Annotated in this window: 13 protein-coding genes, 1 tRNA gene and 1 riboswitch; of the genes, 6 read left to right on the top strand and 8 right to left on the bottom strand. The window is 41.2% G+C overall.

Annotation, left to right across the window (positions count from 1 at the left end; all coding sequences use genetic code 11):
- Positions 1-193: 193 nt before the first annotated feature.
- Positions 194-2197 (top strand): T9SS type A sorting domain-containing protein, encoded by a 2004-nt coding sequence (locus KAH81_01450; protein MCK5832314.1) that lies wholly within the window; start codon positions 194-196, stop codon positions 2195-2197.
- A gap of 71 nt (positions 2198-2268) precedes the next feature.
- Here KAH81_01450 and KAH81_01455 read toward each other — a convergent pair whose 3' ends face one another.
- The 8 genes from KAH81_01455 to KAH81_01490 form a co-directional block, all read right to left on the bottom strand.
- Positions 2269-2613 (bottom strand): DUF3795 domain-containing protein, encoded by a 345-nt coding sequence (locus KAH81_01455; protein MCK5832315.1) that lies wholly within the window; start codon positions 2611-2613, stop codon positions 2269-2271.
- The gene (gene thiE, locus KAH81_01460; protein MCK5832316.1) at positions 2613-3200 is read right to left on the bottom strand and encodes a thiamine phosphate synthase; all 588 of its coding nucleotides are present in this window, start codon (positions 3198-3200) and stop codon (positions 2613-2615) included. The genes KAH81_01455 and thiE overlap by 1 nt, the downstream gene beginning before the upstream one ends.
- Before the next feature lie 49 nt (positions 3201-3249).
- On the bottom strand, positions 3250-4053 hold the full coding sequence (thiM, locus tag KAH81_01465; GenBank protein ID MCK5832317.1) for a hydroxyethylthiazole kinase: 804 nt from the start codon (positions 4051-4053) through the stop codon (positions 3250-3252).
- A 26-nt stretch (positions 4054-4079) separates the two neighbouring features.
- Positions 4080-4171: riboswitch (TPP riboswitch) on the bottom strand.
- A gap of 104 nt (positions 4172-4275) precedes the next feature.
- Complete coding sequence (locus KAH81_01470) at positions 4276-6867, bottom strand: patatin-like phospholipase family protein (GenBank protein ID MCK5832318.1); 2592 nt, start codon at positions 6865-6867, stop codon at positions 4276-4278.
- Between the two features lie 8 nt (positions 6868-6875).
- A complete protein-coding gene (locus KAH81_01475; GenBank protein MCK5832319.1) occupies positions 6876-7799 on the bottom strand; it encodes a HEAT repeat domain-containing protein in 924 nt (307 codons plus the stop codon).
- Position 7800: 1 nt separating this feature from the next.
- Complete coding sequence (locus tag KAH81_01480) at positions 7801-8616, bottom strand: SDR family oxidoreductase (GenBank protein ID MCK5832320.1); 816 nt, start codon at positions 8614-8616, stop codon at positions 7801-7803.
- The gene (locus KAH81_01485; protein ID MCK5832321.1) at positions 8613-10529 is read right to left on the bottom strand and encodes a hypothetical protein; all 1917 of its coding nucleotides are present in this window, start codon (positions 10527-10529) and stop codon (positions 8613-8615) included. The genes KAH81_01480 and KAH81_01485 overlap by 4 nt, the downstream gene beginning before the upstream one ends.
- 119 nt (positions 10530-10648) lie before the next feature.
- Entirely contained in the window at positions 10649-11665 is a 1017-nt protein-coding gene (locus KAH81_01490) for an FAD:protein FMN transferase (GenBank protein ID MCK5832322.1), read from the bottom strand.
- Between the two features lie 147 nt (positions 11666-11812).
- On the opposite strand from KAH81_01490, the gene KAH81_01495 reads away from it, so the two are divergent.
- The 5 genes from KAH81_01495 (at position 11813) to KAH81_01515 (ending at position 16827) form a co-directional block, all read left to right on the top strand.
- On the top strand, positions 11813-14083 hold the full coding sequence (locus tag KAH81_01495; protein ID MCK5832323.1) for an OmpA family protein: 2271 nt from the start codon (positions 11813-11815) through the stop codon (positions 14081-14083).
- 127 nt (positions 14084-14210) lie between these two features.
- Positions 14211-14287: transfer RNA gene (locus tag KAH81_01500), tRNA-Pro, on the top strand.
- A gap of 65 nt (positions 14288-14352) precedes the next feature.
- Entirely contained in the window at positions 14353-15033 is a 681-nt protein-coding gene (locus tag KAH81_01505; GenBank protein MCK5832324.1) for a glycosyltransferase family 2 protein, read from the top strand.
- 5 nt (positions 15034-15038) lie between these two features.
- The gene (locus KAH81_01510; GenBank protein ID MCK5832325.1) at positions 15039-15716 is read left to right on the top strand and encodes a small multi-drug export protein; all 678 of its coding nucleotides are present in this window, start codon (positions 15039-15041) and stop codon (positions 15714-15716) included.
- 88 nt (positions 15717-15804) lie between these two features.
- A complete protein-coding gene (locus tag KAH81_01515; GenBank protein MCK5832326.1) occupies positions 15805-16827 on the top strand; it encodes an ABC transporter substrate-binding protein in 1023 nt (340 codons plus the stop codon).
- The last annotated feature ends 3 nt before the right edge of the window (positions 16828-16830 follow it).

Raw genomic sequence — 16830 nt, forward strand, 5'->3', positions numbered from 1 at the left:
ACAGTATCGACCGTAGCAAAAATCGTGACAGCGCGGCGAGAATAATAGAAAAACGGGAGTGCACAGCATTGCTTCACTACAAGTTGAAATTAAAGCCAATAGGCAAATCTAGCTTCTATTTTTCATTTATCCCTTGCTAAAAAGAGAAGAATTCCATTTATTTGTAATAAACATAAAATCCCAGAGGTAAATTATGAAAAAAATACTCTTGCTTTCTTTAATTATCATTGTCCCAGTATTTGCACAAAACTGGACAATGCGATTCACCATAGAGGCGATGGATTCAGCGATTTTCCTTCGTAGCTTTGGTGTCGCCGATGGCGCGTCCAACGGTTACGACATACTCAACGACATTCCCGCCTTTGTTTCGCCAGACGATACTACGGTTTTTTTCCCGGTTACCGGGACCTTTGTCACTGCATTGTCCACAGATATACGCAATTCGCGAGTTTCATCTCATATATGGGATGTTAGATTTCAGAATATGCCCTTTTCCACAGTTACATGGTTCACCGATTCCCTGCCGCTTGAAGGCGTTTTCGAGATAGCCCCATATCATCCTGATTCCACGCCATCGCATTGGGTGGATATGAGAGTGGCCAGCGCGACTGCTGTGCCATCAGGTTTTCAAGCTGCTATAAAATGGTCTATACCGATGGGGGAGGATACAATCCCGCCTTATGTGGCTGCATGGTCTCCAGCCGATGGAAGCACCGGTAACCTGCGCGAAACGAATATCTATTGCGAGGTTTTCGATGATGGTTCTGGTGTCGATGAAGGCACTATAGAGCTTATTGTTAATGGAATGGGCGTAACATGGCTTTCAACTATAGACACTATTGCGGGTGGATTTTCGCTTAGCTACGACCCTTTTACGGATTTCGGATGGGGAGAAGAGGTTCAGGTTATCCTAAATGCATTCGACCTAGAAACACCCGTAAATTCTATCGCTGACACCATAGTTTGGTGGACAATAATGGACAGTCTAGCCCATACTGTTACAGGCACTGTCGGCACAGGTGACCCATTCGTGCCCATAGAGGGTGCAGAGATTTCATTGGCGGAAAAATTCGATACAACTAATTCAGCAGGATACTTTCACATAGATAGCATCTCCGATGGCTTTTACAATCTTAGAGTATCAGCAGAGGGATATTCGACTAACACAACCTTTATTAATATTGTTTCAGATACAGTTTTGCATATAGTCCTCGAGGAGACACCACCTCCAGAGGTTCTCCTTATAGATTACGATTCGGGAATACACCCCTTTATCGATGGCGGGGATACACTAGGCGAAGATGATGTTATCGCGGAACTGCTTACAAACAATGACTATTCCTATATTCGCACCGAACAGAATCCGGATATTGCTGCTTACCGTCTCGATGAATATAAATATGTAGTCCTGATAACACCTGTTAGAACGGATGGCTCTCGCGTGATCATCCCTGACGGCGATCTCGATCTTCTTGCATCGTGGCTCGAGGACGATGGCAGACTTCTCTGGATAGCCCCAGATGCAGGACCAGATTATGCCGGAGGAAGTGCCTCCTCGGGCGCATTTTACGACTTGTTTGGCGCTATTTATGAATCGGATGGTCGATCGGCTGAACCAACCGGCAATGTTGCCACTCTTTCCGGCGAGCCTGAATGGTTTTTCCTCTCTGTCGATGCAGATTATTGCCTTAACTCACCCGCTGATAATTACATAGATGAATTCTCACCTGCCGATGATAGCACATATATTGCACTCGCAAGTCAGGATTCAGAACCCGAGCCTATTTTGGCAACCGGCCGTGTCATGTTTCGTGATCTACCGCGTTATCGCACAGTGCTTTCGTCGATCCTCTTCGGTGGCATCGATGATGGTTTTTTCCCGAATAACAAATCCTCGATTTTCCGTGCCTGTATGGATTTTCTAAGCAATGAATATGGTGTCGATGAGGCTATCACTAGACCAAAAACCCAGGAACTCGTTGCGTATCCAAATCCCTTTAATTCTGCTGTTACAATTAACGGCCTGAGCGAAGGTGGAAGCGCTGAAATATACGATCTTTCAGGAAGATTGATCGAGCGTATTGATAGGACAGAAATTAATACTCTGTGGAATCCCGAGCTTAAGACATCTTCCGGCATATATCTGATAAAAGAAATAGGTTCAAATAGAACCGTAAGGGTTTTATTGATTAGATAAACTCTATAACATATTATTGTAGAATATGTTATAGAGTATGCCTTATAGTATAGATTATATAAAAAGGCTAACTATATATTAGCGTGAATTATAGCCAATTTTTTGCCTAATTCTGGCGCAAAAGAGATAAATTGTTTCATAGTATCGCACATGTAATCGGGGCAATGGGCGCAGGTCGGAACGCCTTTATTTATCGCGCAAATACGCAGCGAGCATTCGTTTGCATGGGCTGTGCTTAGCCTTCCGCCTTCCATGCAACCATCGCAGATACAATTTTCGGGACAAATATCACCGCTGTATGCCTGATTCCATTTTTCGGCAATCTTGGCGAATTCCCCGGTGTTATTATTTTTTGTAGCGATGTATGCTTCACATTCGTTGCAATTTAGCCCACAAGCGGCGATTTTTGCTGCCATCATTCCTCCTCGTGTATAACTTCGATTAATTTCTTAGCGGCCATGAGCGGATCGTCTGCTTTCATTATAGCGGAAACAACCGCCGCGCCATCGCAACCTGCCTGAATGACCTGTTTTGCATTATTATATTTAATATTCCCAATTCCTACAATTGGAATTTTTACCACAGCCCTGATTTTACGGACACCTTCCAAACCGACCTGGGGTGGAGTATCCAGTTTTGTAGGAGTAGCCCATATTGGACTTACAGCTATGTAATCAGCACCATGCTTTTCCGCGAGAATGGCCTCATCCACCGAACTGACGGATACTCCGATAATATAATCACTCTTCAGAATTTTGCGTGCTTGAATTAGCGACATATCTTGTTGACCGATATGCACTCCACGGGCACCGATTTCGAGAGCTACGTCGATGTTGTCGTTTATTATCAAAGGCACTCGGTGTTGTTCGAGTTTTTTCTTTAGTCTTTTTGCAATAGCTACAAAATGGGAATTATCCAGGTTTTTTTCCCTTAACTGAACTATCGTTACTCCGCCAAGAACGGCCTGAGTGACAATGTCTATAAGCTCTTGGTCTCCACACATTGCACTATCTGTGACAAGATATAGGGTGTATTTAATATCAGTTTTCAATTTATATCTCGTCGATCTTCAATTTATTTAGGTTTTTGTTCTCGATATAACTCAATGCATCTATGAATTTAGCAAGGAAGCTTCCCGGATACGGAGTTTCCTGAAAAGCTAGGTCTCCGGCAATAGCATAATAACCGAAGGCCGATACTGCTGCAGTGAGAGGGTCTTCATTTGCTCCAATAAAAGCTCCTACGGTGGCGGTGAGTCCGCAGCCTATGCCAGTTACCCTTGTCATTATTGGATTTCCGTTTGAAACCCGGACAATTCGAGTGCCGTCTGTTATTAAATCGCGCTTTCCGGAGATGCCGATTATGCAGTTGTAGCGCTGGGATATATCGAGTGCAAAATCGACCATTTTATCTACATCGTGGATGGAATCCACTCCACGGGCACCATCCGAGCCTGCAATTGAATTTATTTCCGAGGCGTTGCCACGAATAACTGCCAGTTTTACTTCTCGGAGTATCTCCATTGATTTTTCCGTTCTAAGACGCGTAGCTCCAGCACCGACAGGATCAAAAATCACCGGAACACCGAGCTTATTGGCTTTTTTGCCCGCAAGAATCATAGCCTCGACCAATTCGTTACTGAGTGTACCAATATTGAGAACCAAGCTATTTGCTATCGAGACCATGTCTTCGACCTCGTTTATCGCATGTGCCATAACCGGTTGTGCGCCAATGGCTAGGAGTATATTAGCGGAAGAATTCATTACAACAAAATTTGTAATATTATGAACGAGGGGCTTTTTTTGGCGAACGGCCTCCAAATTTGCTTCAACATGCTTTATCCAGTTTATTTTCATAATCGACCTCCAATAAAAAAAAGTTCCTAACGGAACCTGCTACTTCCTACGCCGGTATTACCCGGATCAGGTTCCACGGGTATAATCTCAGGTTTTAATACCACCCCGGTAAGATAATTATAGCCTCATATCACAGATTATCAAGAATAAAAGTAAGAAAGGATTACATGCGTGGGATTTTATAATTCAGCATAGTAATTAGCAAATAATAATGCTTTTTCGCTAATCGTAATTATATCCAAATGAGAAGTTAATCTGTTGGAGCTTTTCTGTATTGGTTCCCCATGAAAGCTGTAAAGGGCCAAGTGGAGTCGCTATTCCCCAACCAGCACCCCAACCCCAAATAGTTTCTTTTAATTCTAATTTATCATCTTTTTGCCATGTTCGGCCAGAGGTCACTCCTGAAAAAATATAAACTGGGTCCATCGGGTTAACTCTAAAATTGAATCCCATTTTGAAAAACGAGTTACCTCTTCGTTCATCGCCACGTAAGCCCCAAAAAGCTACGTCTTGTCCCAGTTCAAACTGCTCGAAAAATGGAGGTCCTCCCGACATATAGCCGCCCATGACATAGGGGTGAAATGTAAGCGCTTCCGTCCATGTCCAATAGCTCTGAAAACTGGCGTATGATTTAGAAAAGGAGTATTCACCGCCGAGGATGTCCTTGCTGATCATGAAATAACTCTCGTGGTATTTGCCATGTCTGGGGAATTGCCTGTCGTCGAAGGTGTCCACAATTGAGCGAATAGCAAATCTATTAAGTGGATACTCTTTATGGTTGCTTTTTTCCGGTCCAAATACTACATATTCAGATCCAATCTCCAAAAAAAGCGTCCCAAATCTTTTAATTTGCTGTCCCAGAGATAGTTTAATGCCATATAAATATATATCGTAGGTCTCAGAAATCGTATCGGCTTGCCATAAATCGTATTTCGTTCCTTTGGCAAAAACAGTTGTGTTTCCTGCTATAAATGAACGCCATATTCTATCAGTTTCAATTTTAGAATAGATGTTCCAACGACGCGAACCACCATTAATACCAAAATTCAGTCTCCATGCAATTCCAAAAAGATTATCATCTCCTATTTCGACGGCTCCCTCAACTCCATTTAAAATATCATACCGCGCACCTAATCTTATCCCTAAGAAGGGTTTTTCAGCTAACTCTAATAAAACAACAACGCCGCTATCGCCCCTTTCTAGTCTAGGAATAATTGACTCGAAAAGATTGGTCGCATGAATATTCGACATCGTGTTTTCAAGTAATCGATTTTGATATTTTTTGCCTATTTCAAGGTCTGAAAAACTTCTAATCACCCAATCTTTTGTTCGGTTATTCCCTTCAATTCTGATATCTTCGATTAGACCTTCTTCAAAAATTATGCCGAGGGTTCCAGCATCTACAGCTGCGAAATAAATATGGGAGAGGTCGAATCCCTTCGATTTATAAAAATCCTCTATCGAGGAAAGAAGAGAATCGATTTCCCGATGATTAGCCGGTTGCGTTGTATCTATTACAAATTTTGAAATAAAAGTATCAACATCGAATGATTCTACTCCGACCATTTTTATACCGTGTAATGGCGGATTTAGTTCCACATGAACCTGCAAATTCATAGTGTCATGACTAACTGCGTAATCTATTGCAACATCCTTATAAATACCCTGAGAGTATAACTCGTTTAGTTTGTTCTTTAGTGTAGAGATCGATATTTTATTGCCTGAAATTAAACCAATCAAATCACCATTATCAATTGAAGAGATTGTATATATTGTGATATTATTATCTTTGTATTCGAGGATTTCTTTTATATCTTCCAATTTAGTTTCAGCAGCCTTTTTACCAATTTCAATTATTGAATCGATATTGTCGAAATCATAACTACCTTGTGAACCGAGATCGGGTTCAATAAGTATATCGGCGAGTTTTCTCTCATACTTTTTTTTATCCTCAGCCATGATATTGGTGGTTTGGTCTAAAATATAGAGCGCATTATCTAAAGCCCTTGAATAGTTTAAATCTGCCGTTGCGTCTACAGCGATGATTTTTGCGCTACTTAAAACTTTGGCAATTTCTACAGGTATGGGATATAATAACCCGCCATCGGCCAGAAGAATCGAATCTATCTCGAGAGGGGAAAGAAATAAAGGTATAGCCGAGCTTGCGCGCAATGCGACAGCAAGATCTCCTTCTGAAAAAATTAATGGTTTTCCAGAACGAAGATCGGTTGTTACAGCCCTAAAGGGAATTTGTAGCCTGTCAAAATCGCCATTGGCAGCGAAATTAGGGGCGGCACAATATAGCACAAGTAAACTTGATATTCTATTTGCAGCGCTGATGCCCTCTGGAATATATGGTCTAAAATTCAAAAACCTAAGATGAACTAGAAAGCGTTCAGTTGCCATTCTCTGAGTCTGGAAAAGCTTTGTTCGTTTAGGAGAATCGTAGATCAAATCGCCCCATTCGATCTGATGAACAATTTGGTTTAGCTGTGATGTGTTATAACCTGCCGAATATAGACCACCGATTATCGCTCCCATACTTACACCAACAATAGCACTCGGATGCAAATCGTGCTCCTCGAAAACTTCTAAAACACCAATTTGGGATAGCCCTCGAGCGCCTCCACCAGAGAGAACAAGTGTAAAATCATTCTTATCTGCGGATGGATGTCTCCATATGCGACCATCTTTTGGATCGGAAAAAGAAACCTCGATTTTTCCAACTGATTCTTCAGTCGGGGAATCATCAGCTATTATTATCGTGCAAGAAAGAAAAAAAACTCCAGCTAGTATGGAATATAATGGCCTCAAATGGTGTCCTAACGATTTCCAATGTTGGCAAGCGATTTCCCAGCCATCATTCGGACAAAACCGGAGGCATCCGTTTGGCTTTGCTTAAGTGCGTTTGCTACCTTATAATTTCCACGATAATACCCTAAAGCTTGACAGGCGAAGCCTCTGTTTAAATAGGAAGGATCTTCCAACAAATCAAATAGAAGTGGAAGTGACTCTTCGGATGCGAACATACCGATTGTTTCAATAATATGGGATTTTTCGATAATATCTATCGAATCGCTTTCAAATCTCCTCATTAAAATATCTATAACGGAATTATCTCCGATATTAGCAATGGCATAAGAAGCCGAATATCTGACGAAAACATTTGAATCACTAAAAAGGGGAATAAGAGATTCAACAGCACGATTTGAGCCGATTTCACCAAGACTGATAGCAGCCTGCCTTCTAATTGAAGGCAGATCATCATCTAATGCATCTATTAAAACGGGCAGTGCATTAATATCAGCACAGTTCCCTAGGGCTCCTAGCGCAGAATACCTTAGTTTACTGCTTTGAGATTGAGCCGCTAAGATCAGAGGGACGCCGGAAGATTTGGAGCCGATTTCACCAAGTAAGTAAGCTGCGAATGAAGATTCAGTCTCGTTAGGATGAGCGAGAACTTCGGTAAGCGGTTCGAGTGCCTCTTTTCCAATAATGATGATTACTTGCTCAATAGCATCTCGAATAGGGGGATACTCTCTATCGAAATAGCATATCATAAACCTAACAGTTGTTTCTCCACCATCGATAAGTTTAGATAATGCCTCTTCTACCTTTTCGGGTTCACTTTGTTTTTGAGATATCAAAACCATGAAACTATGCTTGAGTTTATTTTCACTAGGTTTCGCAATAATTGACGAAATAGCGGTTAGGAGTATAAAAAATGTAATAATATGATTTTTCATCTTATTCTGAATTTGCTATGATCGAGTTAAACTTATTTTTAGCATATCCCATTATTCTCTCTGTAAACTCAGGGAATAAGGGAGATATCTTTGCTCCAATTCGCTCGAACCCTCCCGTGAAAACGAGTTTTTTGCCCAGAGCCGTAGCTCGTAAAATTTCTTCCGCTACATTTTGAGCTGAATCAATATGCCAACCTGCTGCCTCAAATGAAGGTCTGTATTTCGAAATAAAATGAGTGTCAACTGCACCGGGAACAATACAAGTTAAGGAGATACCTTTTTCAGAGAACTCTGGAGCAGCTGAACGGCAGAACATAACAAGTCCAGATTTGGCAGAATTATATACTGAGAGATACGGCAAAGGCACAATGCCAGCAAGGCTCGATACTATAGTTATTCTCCCTTCGCCTCTGGGTGCCATTTCTTTGAATAAAGAACTTGCGAGTATAATTGGCGAAATCAAATTGAGAGTAACATCTTGGTTTATAATTCTCGATTCTAGTTCACAAACAGGATAAAATGTAAATGAACCAGCTAATAAAAAAGCCGTATCGATCTTTCCAAATTTATCCATCGCCTCTTCAATAAAGCTGTCTCCCTCAGTTTGGTTGGATAGATCGGCTTTGATCACAGCACACTGTCCTCCGATGGATTCGACATATTCTTTCAAATCGCTCAATCTTTGTTCGTTATAACCGATAGCCGTGATTTTGCAGGCTTCTCGAGCCAATCTTGCAGCAATTATCGATCCTATGCCACCGGTAGCCCCGGTGATAAATATATGTTGTCCTGCAAAAGCGCCAGCGGCTTCGATCACTGTTTTTTCTCCTCCAAATTCGCAGGGAAATCTATCCCAATTCCGTATTTCCCGGTGCCCCACCAGCTAGAATTATTGCCTTTCCCACTAAAATTATCATCTCCAGCACAATCCAGCATAAGCCCAATCGAACCAAAGTCTCTGTTCCAATTTCCATACCCTTGCACATTGTATTCATTTCTGGCAGTATAATTGTCGTTTCCCGCAAAGTCGATAAACACTCCAACTCCATTTGCATTTCCGGTTCCCTGAGAAAGATCGTGGACGATGTAATTATCGTTGCCATCCAGATCGAGGAAATATCCTACTGCCAGGTCGTGTCCTGAACCCTGAGAAACTCCATGCGAGCAATAGGAATCGTCGCCTGTTTTATCCAATAAGATCGCCGCACTTAGATGTGTAGCTGTTCCCTGTGAGTATTGGAAACCAATATAAGAATCGTTGCCGCCACCATCCCATAGGCCACCGAGTGCTAACCAATAACTCGAGCCTTGAGAAAAGATGTCCGCAATATAATTATCGTCGCCACTACGATCAAAGAGAAAGCCTATTCCACCAGACCAATCTGGTCTATTGCCGAGGCCGAATCCTTGAGAAAGAGATAGATAATGACCAGTATAACTAAGTTTATTGCTATATGTTCCTTGAGAAATGTAATTGTCATTCCCTCCAGTATCGATAAGGAGGCCTAAACCACCTATATAACCAAATCCTTGAGAAAAAATAGTGGAGGAGTATTTGTCATTTCCCCCTTTATCAAGAAGCGTGCCCCAGCCTAGAAAACCGCAGCCTTGAGTGCAGGCTTTACCGCTGTATTCATCATCGCCGGCCTTATCGACAAGGATTCCAGCACCATAACACCCACAAGCAATGCCCATGTTATCGGTTAAATAAAGGTCATTACCGTTATAGTCGATAAGAACCCCTATTCCCATTCCTCCGGAACCGAAAGCGAAAGGTTCATCAGATATATAAGAATCGTTGCCGCCTAAATCTATGCACACCGCGAATGGATTTTGTGGATCGGCTCCACCTGCAGAAGAAAGATAGAAGTCGTTGCCCCCTAAGTCGAGAATTACAGCGGCTCGTTTTCTATAGACCGTTTCTCTAGGGCCTCCTATAACTACCAACCCTCTATCTGTTTCACACCAATAAATGACATCCCCCGATGCTATACTATCCGGTATGTCTATTTCGGAGGGGTTTTTTGCTGTAAGGCCTTTAGATTTTTCCGCAGCTGAGAGAGCCGCTTTAAATGTAATCGCATAAGCAGACGCAATCTTGGCTCTGTTAATTTTAGTGGAAATATTGAAAATCCTATCGGTGAGTTTTTCGATTTCAAGTTGGCTTTCATCGAAATCTTCAAGCGATGTTTCCCCTTGCTCAGAATCGATGTCATGTTCCGCGTCATTTGACAAATAATTCAAACCCCATTCTTCCAACGAATCCATCTGAAAGCTATCAACTGATGAGAAAGCAGCAGTGAATTCAACTGATGCCTGTTCGAAGGAGGCAAAAATGATGTCCAGCACGTTCCTCAATCGAACTGGAATTTCCTTTTTCCCTTTCCATGGGTATTCCTCCGACACTGATTTAGCCACAGGTTGTTCAATTTCATTGTCGGTGAGTCTAATCGATGCTTCTACGACCTTGAAAGCACTCGTATTATTATCGGACAAAACTATCCCAAGCGAGTCGAGCAAGTAGGGCATTTCGAGAGGTCTATGCATACTGGAATCGATTAAAGACATTCTGAAGGGTCCCGAAATTAATGATAGGACAGAAAGATCGATATTGTGCATTTTGAGTGCAGTAAGACCTTCATTGATGAAAGGGTCCAAATCGACTTGCTTTCCACTACTATATAAAAAAGTCGGGATAATTAAAATTAATAACAGCGCCGTTTTTTTCATCCATCCTCCGCGCATTTCAATTTATATTTGATTAATTAAGTATGTAATTTAAAAAACAAATCTATAAAGGCAACATGATTCTCAAATCAAACAATCTAATCTACTGTTTTTTTTACTAATTATTCTTCGACCTTCAAATTTCCAGCAATAACCGTGCCCGTGGAATCAAGAAAAATAGCCTCGAGTTGAGGATTGCTTTTTAGAAATTCCATCCCGTATTCTGGTCCCATAACGAATAGTGCGGTCGAATAGATATCCGCCGTAAGGCCTTTGTCTGCGATAATCGTGACACCGGAACATCCCCTTGCCGGTTTTCCATCCTTGGGGTCCAAAATGTGATGGTAATGCACTCCATTCTTAACGAAATATCTCTGATAGTCGCCTGTTGTAGCGCACGCCCATCCGGATTTAAGCCTAAATTTAGCGGAAATTATATTTCCCCCTACAGGGCTTTGAATGCCGATAGTGAAATTATCATTTTTTTTAGATTTGACTCGAATATTTCCTCCGAGGTCCAGGATCATCCTATCTATTCCCTCTATAGTATCGAGAAATGAATAAATCATATCTAAGGCATAACCTTTTGCTAGCCCGCCAAGGTCGAGTTTTGGGAAGAAGTCTGTTTTAATAAGAGTATCTCCCCTGAGCTTAATAGGGTAATGCACTCTTTCTATTGCAGCTGAAATCTCTTTATCGTTCGGGATTTTTCCTTCGCCTGAAAAGTCCCATAATGCGGTCAACTCGCCCAGACGAATATCGAAATGCCCACCTGTTGCAATTATCGCGTCGAATCCCTCGTGAATGCTTTTGCTCAGCCTCGAAGGGACAATAATATCACAATCGGAAGCATTGGCTGCAAAAAGATATGAATTCATATCATAAGCATCTACTTCCTTTTCCCATAATTCGAGTTCTTCCCAGATTGCGTGGAAGATTTGTGGATAATCGAGACCTTTATCGCCCTCGAGTTCTATCCTTATGAGTGTATCGAACATAACTCGTGTTCGTGTCTGATATGTTGGTTTGGAAAAACCGTGGTATCCACCACTGAAATAAACAGCAAAAGCGACAAGAACAATAATAAGCACAACTGCGAATGTCATCCTCGGCGAAGATCTTTTATTTTCAAATTCCATAGTCATAATTGTAGTTATAAAACTTTTTAACTTCAATGATAAATTGTAAATAATAAAACTTAACCTATTGAGTTAAAAATGACTTGTGTTTAAATTCACCATCGCTTATAATTAAAAAAGAAGTCAAATACCAAACAAGGAGAAGATGTGAAAAAGCATTTTTTTTGCATTCTATCAGTGTGCATTCTATCGAGCTTTTTATTAGCTCAACCAACTTACTGGGGAACCAGCGGACTGATTCGAACGGTTTCTGCCGATAACTTTGGAAAAGGTTATTTAACGATTTCCGTCCATGGTAATTATTATCAGACGAATCTGAATAATCAAATAATCGAAGGAGCTCTCACCGATTACACTCAAAGGCATTCAAATTCCTATATTTCTGCGGCATTTTCCCCGTTGTGTTTTCTAGAAATATCGGGCGGCATTTCTGGATTGCTTGTTTCAGATAAAGGTATCTATGGAAATGATCCCACACAGTTTGGTTTCGGCGATACCTATTCCGGTCTCAAACTGTCCTATACCCCATGGTGGTGGATTACAATCGGTGGATACGGCTATCTGACATGGCCTACCGGAAGTGCAATTCTTAAAGATAGTCTTTTCACCGAAACAGATAAGAGTTTTGCGGGTCTCGGGCTTCTTACTTTCGATTTCACAAGCGATAAAGCACGTTTTCCGCTTCCTTTGAGATTGCATTTTAATTTCGGCTATATTCAAGATCATTCGATAACCTCGATATTTGAAAGTGCCTTTCCTGGGCGTGAGGATCAACACGACGATCAATACATAGCCCGAGCAGGCATAGAAATCCCCGCTGGTTATTTCGACCTTTTCTGTGATTTTTCAACCGAACAATCGACTCGAGAATTGGTCGATTTTGGAGACAATCCAATGTGTATAACTCCGGGTATTCGATTCAACAGCGATTGGTTTTCCACCGATTTTGGAGTTGATATAGGGCTTGGGAACAAAGGAGTGCAAGATGTTCGCCATATAGACAACATGGAATGGAAATTAACTGCAGGCGTTTCTTTTATGACAAGGCTTATTCAGGAACCCCCTCAGACAATTTATGGTAAACTCACAGGGTCGATTATCGATGTCGATAAAGGTAGTCCTTTAATAGCAATGGTTACATCCGATGATACAACCATGAAAGCCCCATTTATCACAAAAAAAGATGGGATTTACACAATCTGGTTAACTAAAGGCGCGCACAATGTTACTTATAGCGCGAATGGCTATGAAACATTTACTAAGTCCGTGATTATTACAGATTCAATAGGTATTGCTTTGGACGTGGCATTGAGGCCACTTCGTTATTTTGGAACGCTTACGGGCAAAGTTACCGATGTTGTGAGCGGCGAAATTGTTGATGCTGATGTGATGATAGTTGAGGAGAAAATTAAGATGCAAGTCGATTCGCAAACAGGTATATATCGTGGACAGGCCAAAGTAGGGACATATACTCTGACAGCGGAAGCCGAAGGCTATCACCCCGTTTCCGAGGTGGCTATCACAGAGAAGGACAAAACGACGGTTAAAGATTTTCAACTCAGACCGCTTATTACCGCGACAGACGGCGAACTCACAGGCAATGTTGTCGATGTCAGGACCGGTGAGGGAATTTCGGCAAGCATCAATGTCGAAACACCCGGTTTTGCACCTATTATGAGCGAGAATATTACCGGGAGTTATAAAATGACTTTACCCAGTGGTAGTTGGACTGTTATGGCCTCAAAAGACGGTTATCAAACAGCCACGCAAACAGCTGTGATAAAAATCGGCGAAACAACTGTTCAAAAGATAGAACTTCGGCCGATACCAATGTCGATTATTACAGGAAAAGTAATAAATATTAAGGATGGTTTATCACTGACCGCAGAAATTTCTTTCACGGACTCGGATATTCCCTCGATCAAGGCCAACAAAAACGGAATATATAATATCTCGATAATGCCGGGAACATACGAGATAGAGGCTAGATACGAAGGTTTTATTCCGCAGGTTTTTCCGATTATAGCTGAAGCGGATAAAAGCATAATACGTGATTTTGAGCTTGTAAAAGCCGGGGAGAAAATTACCCTCAAAGGAATATTTTTCGATTTCAATAGGGCTTCAATCAAGCCGGAAAGTAAACCGGCGCTCGATAAGGCTATAAAAATAATGACAGATAATCCGGGGGTCCGAGTTCGTATCGAAGGCCACACAGATTCTGTCGGTTCTGACAGTTATAACCAAAAGCTCTCTCAAAAACGCGCCGATTCAGTTAAAGTATATCTTGTCAAGAGCGGGGATATAGATGCTGCCAGGATTATCTCTATGGGAAGGGGAGAGCTCGAACCGATTGCTTCTAATGAGAATGATGAAGGAAGGAGTCTCAATAGGCGTATAGAATTTGTGATTCTCAAATAGCTTTAGTTTAAAAAGCCCCTAACTTTTCGAGTTTGGGGCTTTTTTTATTCGGGAAAAAATAATGCTTGCAACAACACTCTTTGCGCTTATATTTGGAAATCGTCAAATTTATGTTGACGTTTTGGTTCGGGGCGTAGCGCAGTCTGGTAGCGCACTTGGCTGGGGGCCAAGGTGCCGCTGGTTCAAATCCAGTCGCCCCGACCATTTAATACCCTCTCGCGAGGGCTTTTTTTTTGGTAAATGATTGGATTGTTTAGCGTGATAAAGAAGTGAAAGTTCTCGCAATAACCCCGGCTTTCAATGCAGAGAAGACGATAGATAGCCTTATTGAAGTTCTTTTACAGACTTTCGATACCGAGGACATTCTTCTCATTGACGATGGAAGCACAGATCATACTCTAGAAATAGCGAAGCGGAACAGAATTCAAGTAATAAGATTTGAGCGCAATATGGGAAAAGGCGCGGCTCTTAAAACCGGCTTTAAATTGGCTATTGAAAAAGGCTATGATGCAGCTCTGACTATAGATTCCGATTTACAACATCCACCGGAGTTATGCGCTAATTTCATTGATAAGATGAAGAAATCTTCTGCGGATCTTGTCCTTGGCGACCGAATGACCGATGTAAGAGGTATGCCCTTTATTAGGAAATTTTCAAACAGTGCAACGAGTTTTTTTGTCCGTTTATGGACAGGCGAAAAGATGCGCGATTCGCAGTGTGGTTTCAGACTGATAAGCACATCCATTTTGCGCAATGTTCATCTTAGGATAGACCGCTATCAAACCGAAACCGAATTATTACTTGAAGCATCGAGTCTTGGTGCAAAATTCTCTTATGTTACTATACCGACAATTTATAATGAGCAACCAAGTAACATCAATGGATTTTCTGAAACCCTAAGCTTTATTGGTCTTATGTTGTCATATCCCTTCAGGAGAATTCCCAAATGAAATCTATGGCAGGGAAAAGGGCCAAAATAGCATTATTTGTGCTGATAATATTATTCGTGAGCTCGCTGGTCGCTTCTGAAACGGTTCCCAGAGATGAGGAAGCTTTGTCCCACGGAGATAAGATTGCTTCGTGGCTGCACAAAAAAGGCATACCCTCCGATCTTGTAGTTCTCATTATAGCGATGCTGCCGATAGTCGAGCTCAGGGGAGCCATTCCTGTGGCAATGCACCTCTTCGGAATGTCTATACCCCATAGCTATATTTTATGTGTATTAGGCAACATGATACCAATTCCCTTTATCCTTCTTTTGTTGGGTCCTGTATCAAGGTTTTTAAGGCGTATGAAGATATTCGATAAGTTTTTCATATGGCTGTTCAACAGGACGCGTAAACGCTCTAACAAAATAAAGAAGTATGAAGAATTGGGTCTTATTGCTTTTGTAGCTATACCTCTTCCTATAACGGGTGCATGGACAGGAAGCCTTGCTGCTTTTCTTTTCGGATTAAGGTTTTGGCCCTCTTTTTTCTGTGCTCTTGCTGGTGTATGTATTGCTGGTGTTGTTGTTACTGCCTTTTCAGCTTTGGGATGGGTTGGAGCCATATCCGCAGGCGTAATCCTGATAATTATCGCTGCAACGAGTATATTCTCTAAAAAACAACAGAATAATTCTCAAGTGCAATAAAAATATTACCAGAGAACTTGCTTTTTGAGATCTTTATCATTAAAATATAATGAGATTATATTGAATTCAAAAGCTACAGGGAGTTCAGTTGAACAAGAATTTGTTAATTGTTTTTGTTTGTATTATCTTTGTAGCTATACTGTTACTTTCATCCAAACTCGCTGATGATAAATACCATTTGCGCGATCCAAGAATAAAGCCATCCAGCAAACTAGAGCTTTCACAAAAAAAAACTGTATTATCGTTTATGCCAAACTGGTATTCAGGGGCCCAGTTTTCGGGATATTATTATGCTGAGCACTACAAGATATATGAAAGTTTTAACCTTGATGTTAATATTTTAAGATTCGATAACGATTATGATGTTCTTGGGCATCTTATAGCCGGAGAGCTAGATGTAGCAGTTATGAGCATGAATTATTTTACTGATGCATGTAAACAAACAGATCAAATTGTGGTCTTAGCCGCTATATTTCAATATGAACCCTCTGTATTTATAGTTAAGGAAAACAGTGGGATTGAATGTCCAACTGATTTTAAAGAGAAGAAAATAATTTGCAAAAATAAAGACTGGAAGAGAATGATTTATCGGATTATCTCGACAGCCGGCCTCGATTCCAGTCAAGTCGAGTTGGTATATGGCCAGAATGATTTGGCTGCCTTCACATCGGGCGATATAGATATATGGGCAGGTTATGCTCATAACGAACCTGTTGAATTCGACATGGCAGGTATAGAGACTTCGAATATATATGCTTATGACTATGGAGTTATTAATTACGAAGGTTTGTTAGTAACTACCAGAGATTTACTCGAGCATAATAGCGATGCAGTAGAATCATTTCTTTCTGCTTCCATGATTGGTTGGGATAACTCTATAAAAAATCCTGAATTAACCCTGAAAGCGATTCAATGCTTCGATTCTTCTATTTCAATTTCGTTTCAGAGACAATCTTTGGCTAAAATCGTGCCTTTTATTCACACTGGGGAAAAACCTCTAGGCTGTGTAGATATCTCGCGATGGAACAGCTTAATGGGTGAGAATGGTTTGGAAGACGAATCGTATCTTGCTATCGATTTGATTAATAAAATTCACTCCAAGCAATATTGATAA

This window comes from bacterium (assembly GCA_023145965.1).
Classification (GTDB): domain Bacteria; phylum UBP14; class UBA6098; order UBA6098; family UBA6098; genus UBA6098.